This window comes from Streptomyces sp. LN549 (genome assembly GCF_043203805.1).
Taxonomy (GTDB): domain Bacteria; phylum Actinomycetota; class Actinomycetes; order Streptomycetales; family Streptomycetaceae; genus Streptomyces.
In genome coordinates, this window is record NZ_JAZHRI010000002.1 from 7,843,151 (window position 1) to 7,861,121 (window position 17,971).

The following is a 17,971-nucleotide window of genomic DNA, read 5'->3' on the forward strand; positions in this document are numbered from 1 at the left end:
TCGGCCGGGGCGCTTCCCCCCTGCGTCAGGAGGATCGTCATGTCCCGAGTACAGCTCGCCCTGCGCGTCCCCGACCTCCAAGCCTCAATCGCCTTCTACAGCAAGCTCTTCGCCACCGAACCGGCGAAACAGCGTGACGGCTACGCCAACTTCACCATCGCCGACCCACCGCTCAAACTCGTCCTCGTTCAGGGCACACCAGACGCAGACACACGCATGGACCACCTCGGCGTCGAGGTCGACACCACCGAAGCAGTCCATGCAGCCACAACCCGCCTCCAGGACCAAGGGCTGGCGACCGACGTCGAGAACGACACCACCTGCTGCTACGCCCTCCAGGACAAGGTCTGGGTCCACGGCCCCGGCCAGGAACCGTGGGAGGTGTACGTCGTCAAGGCAGACGCCGACTCCATGGCCAAGCAGAAGAACAGCACCTGCTGCGCCGACCCGGCCGCCGTAGCCGATCCGCCCGCTCCGGTCCAGGCCGGTGGCTGCTGCCCGTGACCAACCTCGACGCCCGCGGGGCCGCGACCGGAACAGGGGACCGGTCGCGGCCCCGCGCCGTGCTCCCGCCCTGTGCGCCACACAGATCACCAGCTGGGGAATCGTCTACTACGCCTTCCCCGTACTGAACCCGGCCATCACCGCCGACACCGGCTGGTCCGCCGGTGCAACGACAGCCGCGTTCTCCGCAGCCCTGCTCCTCTCCGCCTTCGCCGGGATCCGGGTCGGCCGGTTCATCGACCACCGCGGACCGCGCACTGTCATGACCACCGGCTCCGTCCTCGGAGTGGCAGGCCTGCTCGTCATTGCAGCCGCCCCGAACCTCGAGGTTCGCGGCACCCGGAAGCGGGCTGAGCCAGGGACTTTTCAGGGGCTTTCAGCTCTGTCAGAGGGACTTTCGCGGGACGATCCGGCGTGCAAACCGGTAAGCCCCTGACAGAGCCGAAAGCAGGAGAACACCCTGTTCAGAGGTGGTGCGGCAGCTGCCGGGGCAGTGTCACGCCGACCCCGGCCCCCGCTGCCCCTTGTAATTGATCTTCATGGTGTCCATGTCCGTCGCGGTGGACCGCAGCTCGCCGTGCCCGTAACCGGCCTTCCGTAGCACCGTCTCCGCGCGGTCCTCGGCGATCGCGGCCGCCATCTCCTCGCCGTCCCCGGCATCCGACACCACCACGTACCGGAAGCTGAAGTGCTTGAGCACGCGGTCGTAGGTCAGCGACCCCTCCTCGCTGAAGTGCATCGCGGCCAGGCCGTGCTCCTCCACCTCGGCGAGCAGTCGCTCGCGGGCCTGGTCCGTGAGCCCCTGCCACGTGCCGCGCACGATCACTCGGTATGTGTGCTGCGTGCTCATCGTGTCCCGCCGTTCCTGTCGCATTCCGCAAACCGATTGAGGAGCCAGCCTACGGCGCAGAGGATGGGGCGCATGCGAAATATTGTCGTGCTCGACGCCCCCTCCAACCTGGGACTCCGTCCGCCGGCCCCCGGCACCGTACCGGGCTGCTACAAGCTCGCAGGCGCACTGCGGGAGCAGCGGATCGTGCAGCGGATCGGCGCGTCCGAGGGTGGGGTCGTCGTGCCGCCCCGCTACGACCGCGGTGCGTGGCAGGAGGGGGACGGAGTCTTCAACGCCGCCGCGATCGCCCGGTACACCCGCACCCTCGCCGACCGCGTCGAGCAGCACGTGCGCGCCGGAGACTTCCCTCTCGTCCTGGGCGGTGACTGCTCCATCCAGCTCGGCGCCTCGCTCGCCCTGCGCCGGATCGGGCGGTACGGACTGGTGTCGGTCGACGGGTCCGCCGACTTCCGCCACGCGGGCAACGGCGACGGGATCGGCGCCGCAGCCGGGGAGGAGCTGGCCATCGCCACCGGCCGGGGGCAGAACGACCTCGCCGGGCTGGAGGGGCTGCGGCCCTACCTCCGGGACGAGGACGTGCGGATCCTCGGCATCCGCGACTACGACGAGGACCGCACCGAGCTCGCCGAGCTGAAGATCCCGGTGGCGACCGTCGGCGAGATCCGCGAGCGCGGCGCCGCCGATCTGGCGGGCGGGATCGTGCGGAGCCTGGAGAGTCCGGCCCTCGACGGCTTCTGGGTCCACCTGGACGCCGACGTGCTCGACCCCTCCGTCATGCCCGCCGTCGACAGCCCCGACGACGGCGGACTGTTCCCCGGCGAGCTCGGCCCCCTGCTGCGGACGCTGGTCCACTCGCCACGCTGCGTCGGACTCAACGTCACGGTCTACGACCCCGATCTCGACCCGGACGGCACGGCAGGCGCCCTGCTCACCGACCTGGTGGTCGCGGCTTTTGCCGAAGTCTGACGGCCGATCCCCTGGTCCGGGCGGCATCCAGCGTGTTCCATGGTCATCGGGGGGCGCCCGGACCTGCGGCGGCCCGCGCGAGGGAGCGAGGTTGCCTTGGCCACCACCGTACGACGCACCGTACTGACCCTGCCCGCGGCGGCGACGGGACCGGAGAATCCGTTGCCCGCGCTGCGGCCCCTCGACGAGATGCATGTCGTCGACGACCGGGACCGGGCGGGACTGCCCCGCGACATGGCCCGTCAGATCGGCCACGAACCCCTCGCCACCGTCCTTCCCGTGCGGATCCTCGACGGCTACGGCCGCAAGCGCACCCCCACGGCCCTCGACGCGATCGTCATCGAGAACGACCGGCTGCGGGCGACCGTGCTCCCCGGACTCGGCGGTCGCATCCACTCCCTGTTCCACAAGCCGACCGGCCGCGACCTCGTCTACACCAACCCCGTGCTGCAGCCCGCCGACTTCGCACTCAACGGCGCCTGGTTCTCCGGCGGCATCGAGTGGAACATCGGAGCGACGGGGCACACCACCCTGTCCTGCGCCCCGGTGCACGCCGCTCGTGTCCCGGCACCCGACGGCGGCGAGATGGTCCGGCTCTGGGAGTGGGAGCGGCTGCGCGACCTGCCGTTCCAGGTAGATCTGTGGCTGCCGGAGGACTCCGACTTCCTCCACGTCGGCGTACGGATACGCAACCCGCACGAACACCCCGCACCCGTCTACTGGTGGTCCAACATCGCAGTCCCGGAGGGCGAACGCACCCGGGTGCTGGCCCCCGCCGACGAGGCCTGGCACTTCGGCTACGAACGGACGCTGACCCGAGTCCCGATGCCCGAGACCGGGGGTGTCGACCGGACGTACCCGCTGCGCAGCGACTTCCCAGCCGACTACTTCTACGAGGTACCCGACGGCGCCCGCCGCTGGATCGCCTCCCTCGACGGGGAAGGCCGCGGACTCGTCCAGACCTCCACCGACCTGCTGCGCGGCCGCAAGCTCTTCCTCTGGGGCAGCGGGCCCGGCGGCCGCCGCTGGCAGGAATGGCTCACCGAGCCCGGCACCACCGGCTACGCCGAGATCCAGGCCGGGCTCGCCCGCACCCAGCTGGAGCATGTGCCGCTGGAGCCGGGTGGTGAGTTCAGCTGGCTCGAGTCGTACGGGCCGCTGGCCGCGGACCCTGCCACCGTGCACGGCGGCGACTGGGCCGCGGCCCGTGCCGAGACCGAGCAGCGGCTCGCCGACGCGCTGCCGCGCGCCGATGTGGACGCCGCGTACGAGGCATGGCGCCGCTGCGCCGACACGGAGCCTGGCGAGATCCTCGCCACCGGCTCAGGATGGGGAGCACTCGAAGTACGGCGCGCCGGGTACGAGCTGCCCGGCACCCCGTTCGCGGAGTCCACACTCGGCGAACAGCAGGCGCCCTGGCTGGAGCTGCTGGAGCAGGGCTCCTTCCCCGAACCGCGCCGCGTGGTCCCGCCCGGGCCCACTCTCGTCTCCTCGCACTGGCGCGACATGCTGGAGACGGCCTCCGCCGAACCGCTCACCGAGTACCACCTCGGCGTCGCCCAGTGGCATGCCGACGACCGGGCCCAGGCGGTCCGCAGCTGGGAGCGCGGTCTCGCCCTCGCTCCGTCGCGCTGGCCGTTGCTCCGCTGTCTCGCCGTCGCCGCCCAGGAGAGCGGCCAGCGGGACCGGGCAGCCGACCACTACACGGAGGCGTTCGACGACCTGTGCGCGGAGCGCCGGGACGACGGCGAGGCCTGGACCGCCGCCACGGCCGCCCTCGGCCGGGAGGCGATCGAGGCGCTGCTGGCTGCGGACCGCACCGCCCCGGCGCGCGCGGTCTGGAACGGCTTGCTTCCGGGGATCCGGCCCCGGGGCCGCTTCCGTCTCCTGGAGGCGCGCCTCCTTCTCGCGGAGGGGGATCCGGCGGCCGCCCGGGCCTTGTTCGACGAAGGCTTCGAGGTCGCCGATCTGCGCGAGGGTGCGGAGATCCTGGACGAGGTGTGGGCCGAACTCACCGACGAACCGCTGCCGGACGCGTACAACTACCGCATGCGGCCGCGAGGATGACGGCGGAGGGCGCGGCGGACGGATGGCTCAGACGGTCCGGTTGCGGTCGACGTACTCGAAGACCGAGCCGTCCGGGTGCACCGCGATCAGGTTGCGGCCGGCCGGGGTGGGTACCGGTCCCGCGATGACGCGGGCGCCGACCCGGGTCAGGGAGGCGTGGGCCTCGTCGACGTCCTTCACCGCGATCGTCGCGGTCACCTTGCGCAGGATCTCCAGCTCGGACTCGGGCCCGCTCATCAGCAGAAAGCAGCTGATGGCGGCGACGGACACCCCGCCGCGCTCGAAGCGCAGCGCCGGACTCGCCGTGAGGTCCTCGTAGAAGGCCACCGCGGCCTCCAGGTCGTCGACGCAGATACGCAGCGTGGTTCCCAGGATTTCCATGCCGCACAGGGTAGTTGGCCGGTCAGTGGTGTGTGATCGATTCGGCGGAGGGGCAGGATGCCCCGGCGGCCGGAGGTGGGGACCGGCCCCCGGGGCGGTGGGATCAGGCCCGGCAGAGGATCTCGCCGTGCGGGACCATGAACCAGCCGTCACCCTGTTCGCCCCAGGTGCGCCAGGCCTCGGCGATCGCCGTGAGCTCTCCGGGCGTCGCATGGCCGCCGTCGACCGCCAGCTTCGCGTAGACCGAGCCGACGGTACGGTCCGCCCACAGGCCGCTCCACCAGTCCCGGCTCTCCGGGGTGGCGAAGCACCAGGAGGCGGCGGTCGGGGTGATGTCGGTGAAGCCCGCCTCGCGCGCCCAGGAGAGCAGCCGGCGGCCCGCGTCCGGCTCGCCCCCGTTGGCCCGCGCCACCCGGGCGTACAGCTGCTGCCAGGCGTCCATGACCGGTGACTCGGGGAACCAGCTCATGGCTGCGTAGTCGCTGTCGCGGGCCGCGACGATGCCGCCGGGACGGCAGACCCGCCGCATCTCGCGCAGCGCCTGCACCGGGTGGCCGACGTGCTGGAGCACCTGGTGGGCGTGGACCACGTCGAAGGAGTCGTCGGGGAATTCCAGGGCGTGGACGTCGGCGACGGCGAACTCCACGTTTTCCAGGCCTCGTTCGGACGCGGCCTCGGCCGCCTGGTCGAGGATCTCCTGGGTGGTGTCGACGGCCGTCACCCGGCCGGGGGCGACGAGTGCGGCCAGGTCCGCGGTGATGGTGCCGGGCCCGCACCCGACGTCCAGCACGCTCATGCCTGAGCGGAGTTCACCGACGAGGTAGGCCGCGGAGTTGGCGGCGGTACGCCAGCGGTGCGAGCGCAGCACCGACTCGTGGTGGCCGTGGGTGTAGACGGCGGTCTCCTTCGGCATGACCGTGCATCCTCTCTCGAACGCGACCTCGAAACGCGAGCCGCAAAGCGCTGATCGGTACGGCTACCGTATGCCTTCATGTCGAATTATGAGATGGGCATCTTGCGATATGGACAAGCGCGGCGTGGTGAACTGACGCGAAAGGGCGGCCGACTCGGCGTCGGCCGCCCTTCGCTCATCCGGATCCGGCTGGTCTCACACCGGTCGTGGGCAGTAGACCGTCAGTGCCTCCGGCAGCTTGTCGATCATCAAGTCGCCCTGGCTGTGGGCTACTTCCCCGTCGTAGGCGTACGGGGTGCCGGGCTTCAGGCCGGAGATGCGGATGCGTTGGCGCCGGACGGCGGCGTGGATGGGGGAGCGGGTCAGAGGGCCGGCGACGGCGGCCGCCAGCAGCCTCAGGGCGGGCGTCCGGCCCCCGTGTACGACCCGTACGTCCAGCAGCCCGTCCGCGAGATTGTGCCGCCGGCCGGGCGCCGGGCCGACGCGCTGGAACAGCCCGTTGCCGACGAACAGCAGCCACAAGGGCCGTCTGCGGCCTTGCAGTTCGGCCTCCAGCGGGCGCTCGCCGCGCAGCGCCTCGAAGGCCGCGAGGACACCGGCCGGCCAGCCGCCGATCCGCGGGGCCCAGCGCTCGCGGGTCCGTACCAGCTCCGGATAGACGCCCAGGCTGAAGGCGTTGAGGAAGTAGCCGTGAGCGCCCCCGGGACCCTCCGGTCCGGGCCGGAAGCGGCCCAGGTCCACCCGTACCGCGCTTCCCGAGCCGAGTGCGGCGCAGGCGTCGGCCACGGTCTCGATGCCCAGGTCGTACGCGAAGTGGTTCAGTGTGCCGCCGGGGAACACGGCGAGCGGCAGGCCGTGTACGGCGGCCACCGCCGCCGCCTGGTTGACCGTGCCGTCACCCCCGCACACCCCCAGCGCCCGGCCGCGGCCCGCCGCCTTCTCCAGCTCGGCCGAGAGCTGCGCCGGGGGGCACTCCACCACTTCGGCGTTCGGCAGGGCGTCCCGGACGAGCGACGCCGTGGCCGTCGCCGTTCCCGACTCCTGGTTGACGACGACGACCAGGTCCTGGCCGTCCGGCAGGGCGGGCGCATCGGCGGGCGGCCGGCCGGGCGCGGGCAGTTGCCCCCGGGTCGGCACGATGCCGCGCAGGGCGAACGCCGCCCCTATGCCGAGCGCGGCACCGGCCAGCACATCGCTCGGGTAATGGACTCCGGTGTAGACGCGGGAGGCGGCCACCGACAGGGCGACCGGTGCGACGACCGCTCCCCAGCCCTTCGACTCGAGCGCCACCCCGGTGGCGAACGCGGCAGCCGAAGCGGCGTGCCCCGAAGGGAAGGACGTGGTGACCGGCTGTCGTTTCAGCTGCCGTATCACCGGAACGGCGTCCAGTATCGGCCGCTCGCGGCGGACCGCCCCCTTGCCGATCGTGTTGATCGCCGCCGAGGCCACCGCAAGCGACGCGATCCCGCGAAGCGCGGCCCGCCGGGCCCGGGCACTGCCGCCGAATGCGGCGATGCCCGCCGCCGCGCCGAACCACAGCAGCCCGTGATTGGCGCTGCGGCTGAGCCGCGGCAGCACGGGCCCGGCCGCCGGCCAGTGGCGCTGGGCCAGGTTCTGGAACACGGCCAGATCGCTTCGGTGCAGAACGCTCCGCAGCCCGGCGGGTCGCGGCAGATGTGAGGGGATACTCGGTGAAGGCATGGAACAGCGAATACCCTGACCGCCCCCGCCGAACCGGCAGGCGCGCCCGAACCGTGCGCAGGAGCCCCTGCGAAGGGGGCGCCGAGTGGCACCGACCACTTGTCATTCAGGTGTATACCGGGGCGAACGCGACGTATCCGTACAGGCGTCGGGTGCCGCACATCACTTCGTCATTGCCCCGCAAGTGCGCCACGCTTAGCCTGTGTTCGTGATGCCGGTCACTGGCCGGAATGCCGAACACGAGAGGGTGGTGCAGACCATGGGGCGACTCGTCCCCGCGGTGACCCGGGCGCTGGACGTACTCGAACTCTTCCTCCACGGCGACGGTACGCTCTCCGCGCCCGAGGTGACCCGCAAGCTCCAGCTCCCGCGCACCACCGTCCATGAGCTGCTGACCACGCTCGCCGCTCGTTCGTACCTGGTCGCGATCCCCGACCAGCCCGGCCGCTACCGCCTCGGCGTCCGCACCTACCAGCTCGGCAGCCGGTACGCCGAGCAGCTCGACCTCGCCGCCGAGGGCCAGCAGGTGGCCCGGCAGGTCGCGGAGACCTGTGGGGAGACCGTGCATGTGGCGATCCTGGAGGGGACCGACGTCATCTACATCGCGAAGGTGGACTCCACCCACGCGGTCCGGATGGTGTCGGCGGCCGGCCGCAAACTGCCCGCCCACTGCACGTCGGTCGGCAAGATGCTGCTCGCGGCCCTTCCCGGCCGGGAGCTCGACGCCCGCCTCGACGGACTCGAACTGACCGCGATGACCCCCGACAGCATCACCGACGAAGGAGAACTGCGAGCGGCGCTCGCCTCCGTGCGGGAACGCGGCATCGCGGTGGAGCACCGGGAGTCCAATCCCGACGTGAGCTGCGTCGCCGCGCCCGTCCGGGACCGGTCGGGCCGGGTCGTCGCCGCGCTCTCCGTCTCCGTCCCCATGATCCGCTGGAGCGAGGAGCGCGAGGCGGAACTGGCCACCCTCGCGGCCGAAGGCGCCGACGCGCTCTCCGGCCGCCTCGGCCACCACCGGAGGGAGATGTGAGCCGTCCGCGCCTCGACGTCGCCGTGAGGGAGCACGCCGCACTCGGGGAGGGCCCGACCTGGGACCCGGCCACCGGGCGGCTGATCTGGGTCGACATCCTCTCCGCCCGCATCCACACCTACGACCCGGCGACCGGCCGGCGGACCGTCATGGCCACCGAACAGCACGTCGGCGCGGCCAAGCCACGGGCCGGCGGCGGCCTCGTCGTCAACCTGCGCGACGGAATCGGCCTCTACGACGCGGACGGCGCCTTCCGCTGGCTCGTCCACGACGCCGAGCCGGGACGGCGCGGGAACGATGCCGCGGTGGCTCCGGACGGGGCGCTGTGGGCGGGCACCATGCGCTACGACGAAACGGAGGTCGGCGGCAGCCTCACCCGGATCGCCCCCGACGGCACGGCCACCCGGGTGCTGCCGCTGGTCGCCTGCAGCAACGGCACCGGGTGGAGCCCGGACGGCCGGCTGATGTACTACACCGACACACCGACCCGCCGGATCGACGTCTTCGACGTGGACGGCGAACAGGTCACCGGGCGCCGCCCGTTCGCGACCGTCGAGGAGGGCGCGGGATACCCCGACGGCCTGACGGTCGACGCGGAGGGGGCCGTCTGGGTCGCCCTGTGGGACGGCGCCGCGCTGCGCCGCTACACCCCAGACGGCAGGCTGGACCGCGTCGTCGAGCTGCCGGTGCGACGGCCCACGGCCTGCGCCTTCGGCGGCCGCGACCTGCGCGACCTCTACGTCTCCACTGCCCGCACCGGTCTCGACGCACCGCACCCGCTCTCGGGGTCGCTGCTGGTCCTGCCGGACGCAGGCCTGGGCATGCCCGGTACGGCCTTCGCGGGCTGAGAGGTTGTCGGAGGGTGCCGGGCGGGTCCGGGCCGAGGGTCCGCCCAGCGGCGGATCACCCCGCCTTGGCTCCGGGGCCCGCCCGGCGGCGGATCACCCCGCCGCGCGGCCCGGGACCCGCCCGGCGGCAGGTCAACCCGTCGGGAACCGCCGCAGGGTGCCCGGCAGCCGGGAGCCCAGCGGCGACATGTTCCCGCCGGCGCCGTGCCGGGCCAGCAGGTCCAGGGCCAGCCGGCCGCGCCGGACCCGCTCGCGCGCCGTGTCCAGGGTGACATCGCGCAGATGGGCGCCGTACGGGTAGATGCCGGGCGCCTTGGACAGGCCGAACTTGAGGTAGAGCGGGGCGCCGCGCCGGATCAGCTCGGCCGCCTCGTACATCCGCACATACCCGCCGAGGTCGTCCGGGGCCTCGATGTACAGGTCCATCGGAGCGGCCGAAGCCCGCCGGATCTCCGTGAAGTGAGCGAGCGTCAGGTCGGACGGAATGTTGACCGAGTCCGCCCCGAGCTGTTCGTACACGGCGAACGAGGCGGGATTCACCGGGCCGACCAGGGCGGACACCTTGAAGGTCGTGTCCGCGGGCAGCACGCCCTGCTCACGCAGCCGGTGCAGGGTCCAGAGCACTCCCTCGTCCGCCACCAGCAGGCACTTCACGCCCAGCGCGGAGGCCCGCAGGGCGTCCTCGACGCAGCCGGCCAGGGCGTCGTGGCCACGGGCGCGCAGCCCGGCCCCGCCCGAATCGGTGCGGAACGAGGCCCCGGTGTCCCAGCTGCCGCGCGGACCGGTGAACAGACAGAGCTCGATGCCGCGCTCGGCGCAGCCCTCGACCATGTCGGTGATCTCGGTGTCACTGAGCATCCAGACACCGCTGCCCTGGCTGATCCGGTGGACGGGGACGTCGAGCCGCGCGCTCTCCTTCAGTACGACGGACAGCGCTTCGGGACCCTCCACGGACGGGATCTCGGTCCGCCAGCTGCCGCCGTCGGGAAAGGTGTGCGGGGACGCGTCGGCCGGAGCCGGGGCGGGAGCGCCGAGCCCGAGCGCGGTGAGCGCGGGCTCACCCGGGCGCCGGACGCCGGCGGAGGATCCGGACGGGGCGGAGGATACGGAGGTCATTGAGCGACCTTTCGTGTTCGGTGGGTCGGACGAAGTTCGGGGGAAACGGCGGCGGGCTGGGCGAGGCGGCGCGGCGTCCGCGAGCCCGGCATGATCCGGACGAGAGGCCCTAGGGGCGCATCAGCACCTTGCCCGTCCCGGAGTCGCCGCCCCCGACCAGCGCCACGGCCTCCGCGAACCGCTCCAGCGGGAACTCGTGCGTGATCAGCGCCGCCGGATCGAGCAGTCCCGCGGTGAACGCCCGCACCGCGTACGACCAGGACGCGGAGGACGCCCCGAACACGCTGCGCACCGTGAGCTGGCTCAGCGACAGATGCACCGGGTCGATGCCGACGGCACCCGGCGCGAACATCCCCGTGAGCACGACCCGGCCGCCGCGCCGCGCGAGCAGGCAGGCATCGGCGGCGGTGGTCGCGGCCCCGGCCGTCTCCACCACCAGGTCGTACCTGTCGCGCACCTCAGCGGCCTCCTTGGGTGCCAGGGCCTCGCTCGCCCCGAAGAGCAGCGCCTGGCGGGCCCGTTCGTCCCTCGGGTCGATCACCGTCAGCTCCCCGGGCGACACCGCGGCCAGCAGCTGGACCGCGAGCAGCCCGAGCGTTCCCGCACCCACGACGGCGATCCGCTCGCCCGGCTCAGGTGCGCCGGCCCGCACGGCCGCGGCGATCACGGCGGCGGGCTCCAGCAGCGCGGCGGCGCGCAGGTCGGCGTCGTCGGCCAACGGGTGCAGAAGCCGTGCGGGCACCACGACATGGTCGGCGAACGCCCCGGGCCGGGTGAAGCCCGTCTCGTCGTACCCCGACGTGCACAGCGAGGTCTCACCACTGCGGCACCGCTCGCAGCTCCCACAGGAACGGAACCCCTCGGCGACCGTGCGCCGGCCGGTCAGGGCGGGATCGACGCCGGGGCCCACGGCCTCGACGGTGCCCGACCACTCGTGACCGGGCACCACCGGGTAGCGCACGTAACCCGGGTCGCGATGGCCGTCGTACACCTCGCGGTCGCTCATGCAGATCCCGGCCGCGGCCACCCGCACCCGAACCTCGCCCGGGCCGGGCTCCACGACCGGTCCGGTGGTCAGCCGGTGCGCGCCCGGCCGGTCGATCGTGATCGCCCGTGAACGGGCAGGTCCTTCGCTCACTTGGGCTGCCTCTTCTCCCAGCCGTCGGCCCACAGGTCGAACCGGGCCTGCTGCTGCGGGAACTCGGCCGCGGCGTCCACATCGAGCTCCACGCCGAGGCCGGGGGCGTCGGACAGCTCGAAGCAGCCGGTCTCGGGGTCGACCTGCGGGGCGCCGCGCACGACCTTCTTGATGTCGGCGTCCGCGAAGTCGTTGAAGTGCTCGAGGATCTTGAAGTTGGGGGTGCAGCCCGCGACCTGGAGGCTGGCCGCCGTCAGCACCGAGCCGCCGACGTTGTGCGGGGCGATCAGCGTGTAGTGGGTCTCGGCCGTCGCGGCGAGCTTCCGGGTCTCCAGGATGCCGCCGATGTGACCGACGTCCGGCTGGATGATGTCGGCGGCCTGCGACTCGAAGAGCTCGCGGAACTCGATGCGGTCGTGGATGCGCTCACCCGTCGCGATCGGCATGTCGACCTTGCCCGCCACCTTCGCGAGCGCCTTGAGGTTCTCCGGCGGCACCGGCTCCTCCAGCCAGGCCGGCCGGAACGGGGCCATCTCGTGGGCGATCCGCACCGCGGTCGAGGGGCTGAAGCGGCCGTGCATCTCCAGCATCAGCTCGGTGTCCGGGCCGATGGCGTCCCGGACCGCCTCGATCAGCGACATGGAGTACCGGGTCTCCTCCTGGCCCAGCTCGAAGTGGCCCGTCCCGAACGGGTCGATCTTCAGAGCCCGGTAGCCGCGCGCGACGACCGCCGACGCGGCCTTGTGGTACGCCTCCGGGGTCCGCTCGGTCGTGTACCAGCCGTTGGCGTACGCCTTGACCCGGTCGGTGACCTTCCCGCCGAGCAGCTGCCAGACCGGGACGCCGAGCGCCTTGCCCTTGATGTCCCAGCAGGCCATCTCGACGACCGCGATGCCGGACATCACGATCTCGCCGGCCCGCCCGTAGTCGCCGTACTTCATCCGGCGTACCAGGTCCTCGACGGCGAACGGGTCCGAACCGGCGATGTGGTTGGCCTCCGCCTCGCGCAGATAGCCGATCAGCGCATCGGTGCGGCCGAGCATCCGGGTCTCGCCCACGCCGGTGAGACCCTCGTCGGTGTGGACCTGCACATAGGTGAGGTTGCGCCAGGGTGTTCCGACCACATGTGTGCTGATTCCGGTGATACGCACGGGAGTTGCCCCTCGACTTGTTCGATATTTCGGCACTCGTTCGAAATCCTGGCGTGACCGTAATAACGCGGCAGGGCGAGTGTCAATGGGGCCGTCACGGTGCGGTGCGGTTCCCGGGCCGCCGGATGCCCGCGCCGAGGCCGCCCGGACAGCTTCGCCGTAGCGCAGGCGCCCCGCGCCATTCCCTCGTATAAAGGGCCGGAGAGCGAAGGAACGGTCGCGGCCGGGGAGTGACGCGGCGGTCCGGTCGGTGAGCGGCGGCGAAGGAGGCCCGGATGGGCCGGGAGCGGACCGGACGTCAGGGGCGCGGCGCGCCCGGGGTCCGGGAGGACCGGGGGCCCGTACGGTACGGACCGCCCGCACCCGGCCCCGGACTGCCGGTCCTGCCCGAACTCGCCGAGGTGCTGGCGGCCGCGGCGGGCCGCGGCGAACCCGAACCGGCCGGCGGCTCGGCGGACCTGCGCGAAGCCGCCCGGGCCTACTGGGACCGGCGCGGACTGCGCGGCGGCCCCGAGCACATCGCCGCCGCGCCGGGCACCTCCCCGCTGGTGCTCGCCCTGATCGCCGCGCACGGCGGCGACGTACTGATGCCGCGCCCCTGCCCCGCCTCCTGGATCCCGCAGGCCCGGCTGCTGGGCAGGCCCGCCTACCATGTCCCGACCCCCGCCGAGTGCGGCGGTGTGCCGGACCCGTACGCACTCCTGGAGACCGTGCGCAGGGTGCGCGCCGAGGGAGGCAGGCCGCGGCTGCTGCTGATCTCGGTGGTGGACGACCCCACCGCCACCGTCGCCCCGCCGGAACTGGTGCGCGAGGCCTGCGAGGCCGCCGTCGCCGAGGGGCTGCACATCGTCAGCGACGAGACATGGCGCGACACCCTGCACCGGCCGCACGACACCGTGCTGCTCAGCCCGGCAGAGATGTGCCCCGACGACGTGACGGTCGTCTCCGACCTGGCCGGCGCACTGACCCCGTCCGCCTGGCCGGTCGCGGTCGCCCGGTTCCCGGACACCGAGCGGTCGGCCGTGCGCCACGCGCGTACGCTCGACATTCTCACCGCCCTCGGCGCCCTCGTCGCGGGCCCGGTCGCGGCGGCGGCCGCCCATGCGCTGCGGGAACCGGACGCCGTCACCGAACGGGTCCGCCGGGCCGCCGCGATGCAGGCGCAGATCGCAGCGGCCGCCCACCGGGCCGTGCTCGGCTCCGGCGCGCTGGCCCGCCCCCCGCAGGCGGGCCGCCACCTGTACGCGGACCTCGGCCCGCTCCGCTCCCGGCTCGCCGCCCGGGGGGTCACGGACTCACTGGAGCTGGAGGAATACCTGACGGACCGGCTCGGCGTACCGGTCCCCGGCGGCCACCGCTTCGGCGACGAACTGGGCGCGCTACGGGTGCGGCTGGGCACCGGATCGCTGCTCGGGTCGACCCCGGAGCAGCAGATGGAGTCACTCACTTCCGTGGAGCCCCTCGAATTGCCGCATGTCGTGGCCGCCCTGAACATGTTCCGAGCAGCCCTCGACGAACTCCGCTGAAGCACCGCGCCGCGCCGACGCACTCCGAGACGGGAGCCCCTCGATGACGGAACAGACAGAGCGCGACCTCGCCCGGGAGTTGCGCAGGGTGTCCTGCGGCGCGGTGGTGACCCCGCGTCCCCTCGGAGAGGTGCGGTCCTGGCCCAGGAGCTTCGCCGACCGGCTCACCGCCCCCCTCCCCGGTGTCACCGGCATGTCCCGGCTGGCCCGCGAACACGCCATCCGGCCCAACGCCGAGGGACTGCGCGGCATCCACCGGCTGCCGTACGCCCCCGAGCCGCTCCCCGCCGCCCCGGCCGGAACCACCTCCGTCACCTGGGCCGGGCACGCCAGCTGGATCATCCGCACCGGCGGACTGACCGTGCTCGCCGACCCCGTCTGGTCCCGCCGCATCCTCGGCACCCCGGCCCGGATCACCCCCGTCGGCGTCCGCTGGGACGACCTGCCGACCGTCGACGCCGTCGTCATCAGCCACAACCACTACGACCATCTCGACGCGCCCACCCTGCGCCGGCTGCCCCGGCACACCCCGCTGTTCGTCCCGGCCGGACTGGGCCGCTGGTGCCGCCGCCGCGGTTTCGTCCGCGTCACCGAACTCGACTGGTGGGAATCGGCGGAACTGGACGGTGTCCGCTTCGACTTCGTGCCCTCGCACCACTGGTCCAAGCGCACCCTCACCGACACCTGCCGCTCGCTCTGGGGCGGCTGGGTGATCGAGGACACCGCCGGGCCCGGCCGAGGGCAGCGGATCTACTTCGCCGGGGACACCGGATACGGCCACTGGTTCACGGAGATCGGCCGCCGACACCCCGGCATCGACCTCGCCCTGCTGCCGATCGGGGCGTACGAGCCGCGTTGGTGGCTCGCCGCCGTGCACGCCGACCCGGAGGAGGCCGTGCAGGCGTACGAGGATCTCGGCGCCCACGCCATGGCGCCCATGCACTGGGCGACCTTCCTGCTGTCCGCGGAGCCCGTACTCGAACCCCTCACCCGGCTGCGCACCGCCTGGCGACGGGCCGGCCATCCGCGCGAGCGGCTCTGGGACCTGCCGATCGGTGGCTCGCGCATCGTCGAGACCACGAGCGAACCGCGTACGGTCAGCCCCTGACCCTGGCCCGGCCCCTTCCCGGGCCCGGGCCTTCGGCGGTCACCTTCCGTACCGGGTACGCAGCCGGTGCCACACCGCCGGCGCCGCGCTGATCAGCAGCGTCAGGCCCACCGCCGCCACCACGCCCTGCCACGGCTCCGGGAACAGCGAGCCGCCGAGGATCCCGATCAGCTGATACGTGGCGGCCCACGCCAGACATGCCGGCACATCGCCCCGGGCGAACCGCCTGAGCGGCATCCGGCCCAGCAGACACGCCAGCATCACCGGGATCCGCCCGGCCGGCACCAGCCGGGAAAGCACCAGCACCATCGCGCCGTGCTCGTCGAGCTTCTGCTGCGCCTGTGCGAGCCGCTCCGGCGCAGCCCGGTCGCTGATCGCCCGCAGCCACTTGGAACCGTTCTTCGACCGCACCCCGCGCTGCCCCAGCCAGTACAGGCAGACGTCCCCGAGGAACGCCGCGGACGACGCCACCGCGAAGACCCCCAGCAGCGCGAACGGTGACGACTGGTGGAACGCCACCACGGCCGCCGAACTCACCAGTGCACCCGTCGGCACCACCGGCACCAGGGCGCCCAGTGCCACCAGCAGGAACAGGGAGGGATAGCCGGCCGCCTGCTGCGTCGACTCGGGGGGCAACTGCGTGGTCTGCCGCAGGAACTCGTGGATCACCCGGAGGCCCCCGGCCGCACGTGTTCACCGTGCTCCAGCCGGTGCACCGCCACCTGGGGCGCCCGCAGCGCCGCCTGGCGGACGAACTCGTCACCCGGCGAGTGGAACTCGTGGGGCCGGATCCCGTCCATCCCGATCGGCCAGTACGTGCCGTAGTGCACCGGCACCGCCGCGCGCGGCGCGAGCCGGGCCAGTGCCTCGGCGGCGCGCGCCGCGTCGAGATGGCTGTGACCCAGATACGGCCCCCAGCCGCCGACCGGCAGCAGGGCGACGTCGACCGGTCCGACCGCCCCTGCCATGTCGTCGAAGAGCCCGGTGTCACCGGCGAAATACGTGCGCGCCTCGCCCTCCACGACGTATCCGAGCGCGGGGGAGCGGTGCGGGCCGACGGGGAGACGCCGCCCGTCGTGCAGCGCCGGCACGGCCCTGACGCGCACCTCGCCCACGCGCACCTCGTCGCCCGCCGCCACCTCGGTGATCTGAAGCCCACGCATCCTGCGCAGCACCCGGAGCCCCGGAACCGCCCGGACCGCCCCCAGCGGGACGACCAGCCGGGCACCCGGGGCGACGCGGGCCAGGGACGGCAGATGCAGGTGGTCGGAGTGCAGATGCGAGATCAGGACGACATCGGCGACCGCGGCCGCCGGACCGGGGAGCTCACCGCGGCGTCGGCGCAGATGCGCGAAGCGCCGTACGAAAAGGGGGTCCGTCAGGAACCGCACCCCGGAGTCCTCGATCGTGCAGGTGGCATGACCCCACCAGGTGATCTCCACCGGCACGTGCCGCCTCCTGTTCTCCGGACCTGCCGACGAGCCTACGGGGCGGACGTAACCTCAGTCGGTGAGACCCAGAGTGCCCGCCGCCTGGATCGCCAGCCAGACCTCCGCCAGCGCCCTCGTCGAACGGCTCCCCAAGCACGCCAAGGTCGAGGCGGGCGGCCACCGCGTCGGCGAGAAGGGCTACTTCTACGCCCCGACCGTCGTCTCCGGCCTCAAGCAGGACGACGAGATCATCCAGAACGAGGTCTTCGGCCCCGTCATCACCGTCCAGGCCTTCACGGACGAGGCCCAGGCAGTCGCCTACGCCAACGGCGTCGACTACGCGCTGGCCTCCTCGGCGTGGACCAAGGACCATGCCCGCGCCATGCGGATGTCCAGGAACCTCGACTTCGGCTGCGTGTGGATCAACACGCACATGGCTCTGGTCGCCGAGATGCCGCACGGCGGATTCAAGAAGTCCGGCTACGGCAAGGACCTCTCCGCCTACGGCTTCGAGGACTACACCCGTATCAAGCACGTCATGACCTCCCTCGACGGCTGACGGCTGACAGCCCGACGGGCGGGCGCGCCCCGCGTTCACGGCGCGCGCCCGCCCTCGTGCGCCCCTCCCGCCCTGACGTGCGCCTTCTTGTGCGGGAATCCGGCGGGTAGGGTCGGGGAACGCCTAGCACGGGGGACGGTCATGGGGGACGTACGGGTGGCGGCCATCGCCAGCCTCACACCGCTGGAGGAACTCGACAGCGATCCGTTCCTCGTGGACACCCGCAGCCAGCACGACATGTGCGCCCGCTGGGCCGCCGACCAGGGCTACGTCGTCACCCGGCAGCTGCGCTTCTACGGACTGCGCCCCGACCACCACGCGCTCTGGGCCGACGTCGAAGGTGGCGAGGTCGAACTCTTCGTGGCCCCCACCGACCGGGTGCTCGCCCGGGCCATCGCCTCGGTTCCGCAGTTCGCCGCGGAATGCGAGCGGCGCGGCGTACGCCTGGAGATCGCCGATCTCGACGAACCGCAGTACAGCGCCCGTACCAAAGCCGGTGTGCACCGCAGGCTCTCCATGCCGACCGCCGGCTACGACGGCTGCTGACCGGCCAGACCGCCTGACCGCCCGCCCCGCCCGGGGCTCCCTGGCGCTCCGCCCCCGCTGTGAAAGGCTGGGGCAGGGCCCGGAACGGCGGGGCCCGGACGTGAGGTGGCAGCGGCGTGGGTGACGGGCGA

The 17,971-nt window shown here is 72.8% G+C and carries 17 protein-coding genes and 2 pseudogenes; 10 read left to right on the forward strand and 9 right to left on the reverse strand.

The window, feature by feature from the left end; translation table 11 throughout:
• The first annotated feature begins 39 nt into the window (after nucleotides 1-39).
• Nucleotides 40-504: an ArsI/CadI family heavy metal resistance metalloenzyme gene (locus SH922_RS34905; protein WP_393062551.1), complete on the forward strand. Its 465-nt coding sequence runs from the start codon at nucleotides 40-42 to the stop codon at nucleotides 502-504.
• Nucleotides 501-835: pseudogene (locus SH922_RS34910) on the forward strand (MFS transporter); the annotation flags it as partial. The gene SH922_RS34905 and the pseudogene SH922_RS34910, both read left to right, overlap by 4 nt.
• A 165-nt stretch (nucleotides 836-1,000) precedes the next feature.
• Here the strand turns inward: SH922_RS34910 and SH922_RS34915 are convergent.
• Nucleotides 1,001-1,354 (reverse strand): DUF6204 family protein, encoded by a 354-nt coding sequence (locus SH922_RS34915; RefSeq protein ID WP_393062552.1) that lies wholly within the window; start codon nucleotides 1,352-1,354, stop codon nucleotides 1,001-1,003.
• Nucleotides 1,355-1,426: 72 nt separating this feature from the next.
• On the opposite strand from SH922_RS34915, the gene SH922_RS34920 reads away from it, so the two are divergent.
• Nucleotides 1,427-2,323 carry an arginase family protein gene (locus tag SH922_RS34920; RefSeq protein ID WP_393062553.1) on the forward strand — a complete coding sequence of 299 codons (897 nt, stop codon included), beginning with the start codon at nucleotides 1,427-1,429 and terminating at the stop codon, nucleotides 2,321-2,323.
• Nucleotides 2,324-2,419: 96 nt separating this feature from the next.
• Nucleotides 2,420-4,390 carry a DUF5107 domain-containing protein gene (locus tag SH922_RS34925; RefSeq protein WP_393062554.1) on the forward strand — a complete coding sequence of 657 codons (1,971 nt, stop codon included), beginning with the start codon at nucleotides 2,420-2,422 and terminating at the stop codon, nucleotides 4,388-4,390.
• A gap of 27 nt (nucleotides 4,391-4,417) precedes the next feature.
• On the opposite strand, the gene SH922_RS34930 is transcribed toward SH922_RS34925, so the two are convergent.
• The 3 genes from SH922_RS34930 to SH922_RS34940 form a co-directional block, all read right to left on the reverse strand.
• Nucleotides 4,418-4,771 (reverse strand): VOC family protein, encoded by a 354-nt coding sequence (locus tag SH922_RS34930; RefSeq protein WP_393062555.1) that lies wholly within the window; start codon nucleotides 4,769-4,771, stop codon nucleotides 4,418-4,420.
• Nucleotides 4,772-4,874: 103 nt separating this feature from the next.
• Nucleotides 4,875-5,684, reverse strand: a complete 810-nt coding sequence (locus tag SH922_RS34935; RefSeq protein WP_393062556.1) for a methyltransferase domain-containing protein — start codon at nucleotides 5,682-5,684, stop codon at nucleotides 4,875-4,877.
• 195 nt (nucleotides 5,685-5,879) lie between these two features.
• Nucleotides 5,880-7,385: a bifunctional phosphatase PAP2/diacylglycerol kinase family protein gene (locus SH922_RS34940; protein ID WP_393062557.1), complete on the reverse strand. Its 1,506-nt coding sequence runs from the start codon at nucleotides 7,383-7,385 to the stop codon at nucleotides 5,880-5,882.
• A gap of 259 nt (nucleotides 7,386-7,644) precedes the next feature.
• Here SH922_RS34940 and SH922_RS34945 point away from each other — a divergent pair, with 259 nt between their 5' ends.
• Nucleotides 7,645-8,418, forward strand: coding sequence for an IclR family transcriptional regulator (locus SH922_RS34945; protein WP_393062558.1), 774 nt, complete (start codon nucleotides 7,645-7,647; stop codon nucleotides 8,416-8,418).
• Complete coding sequence (locus SH922_RS34950) at nucleotides 8,415-9,266, forward strand: SMP-30/gluconolactonase/LRE family protein (RefSeq protein WP_393062559.1); 852 nt, start codon at nucleotides 8,415-8,417, stop codon at nucleotides 9,264-9,266. Before SH922_RS34945 ends, SH922_RS34950 begins: the two co-directional genes overlap by 4 nt.
• A gap of 132 nt (nucleotides 9,267-9,398) precedes the next feature.
• Here SH922_RS34950 and SH922_RS34955 read toward each other — a convergent pair whose 3' ends face one another.
• From SH922_RS34955 to SH922_RS34965, 3 genes are all read right to left on the reverse strand, one after another.
• On the reverse strand, nucleotides 9,399-10,382 hold the full coding sequence (locus SH922_RS34955; RefSeq protein WP_393062560.1) for a hypothetical protein: 984 nt from the start codon (nucleotides 10,380-10,382) through the stop codon (nucleotides 9,399-9,401).
• 109 nt (nucleotides 10,383-10,491) lie between these two features.
• The gene (locus SH922_RS34960) at nucleotides 10,492-11,520 is read right to left on the reverse strand and encodes a zinc-binding dehydrogenase (protein WP_393062561.1); all 1,029 of its coding nucleotides are present in this window, start codon (nucleotides 11,518-11,520) and stop codon (nucleotides 10,492-10,494) included.
• Entirely contained in the window at nucleotides 11,517-12,671 is a 1,155-nt protein-coding gene (locus SH922_RS34965) for a mandelate racemase/muconate lactonizing enzyme family protein (RefSeq protein ID WP_393062562.1), read from the reverse strand. The genes SH922_RS34960 and SH922_RS34965 overlap by 4 nt, the downstream gene beginning before the upstream one ends.
• A 275-nt stretch (nucleotides 12,672-12,946) precedes the next feature.
• Between SH922_RS34965 and SH922_RS34970 the strand changes: the two genes are divergently transcribed.
• Both SH922_RS34970 and SH922_RS34975 read left to right on the forward strand, forming a co-directional pair.
• On the forward strand, nucleotides 12,947-14,197 hold the full coding sequence (locus tag SH922_RS34970; protein ID WP_393062563.1) for an aminotransferase class I/II-fold pyridoxal phosphate-dependent enzyme: 1,251 nt from the start codon (nucleotides 12,947-12,949) through the stop codon (nucleotides 14,195-14,197).
• A gap of 43 nt (nucleotides 14,198-14,240) precedes the next feature.
• Nucleotides 14,241-15,305 (forward strand): MBL fold metallo-hydrolase, encoded by a 1,065-nt coding sequence (locus SH922_RS34975; RefSeq protein ID WP_393062564.1) that lies wholly within the window; start codon nucleotides 14,241-14,243, stop codon nucleotides 15,303-15,305.
• Between the two features lie 39 nt (nucleotides 15,306-15,344).
• Here SH922_RS34975 and SH922_RS34980 read toward each other — a convergent pair whose 3' ends face one another.
• Nucleotides 15,345-15,971: a DedA family protein gene (locus SH922_RS34980; protein ID WP_393063777.1), complete on the reverse strand. Its 627-nt coding sequence runs from the start codon at nucleotides 15,969-15,971 to the stop codon at nucleotides 15,345-15,347.
• A complete protein-coding gene (locus SH922_RS34985; protein ID WP_393062565.1) occupies nucleotides 15,971-16,753 on the reverse strand; it encodes an MBL fold metallo-hydrolase in 783 nt (260 codons plus the stop codon). Before SH922_RS34985 ends, SH922_RS34980 begins: the two co-directional genes overlap by 1 nt.
• A gap of 109 nt (nucleotides 16,754-16,862) precedes the next feature.
• Here SH922_RS34985 and SH922_RS34990 point away from each other — a divergent pair.
• Nucleotides 16,863-17,294, forward strand: a pseudogene (locus SH922_RS34990) (aldehyde dehydrogenase family protein); the annotation flags it as partial.
• Between the two features lie 141 nt (nucleotides 17,295-17,435).
• Entirely contained in the window at nucleotides 17,436-17,840 is a 405-nt protein-coding gene (locus SH922_RS34995) for a hypothetical protein (protein WP_393062566.1), read from the forward strand.
• Nucleotides 17,841-17,971 lie beyond the last annotated feature (131 nt).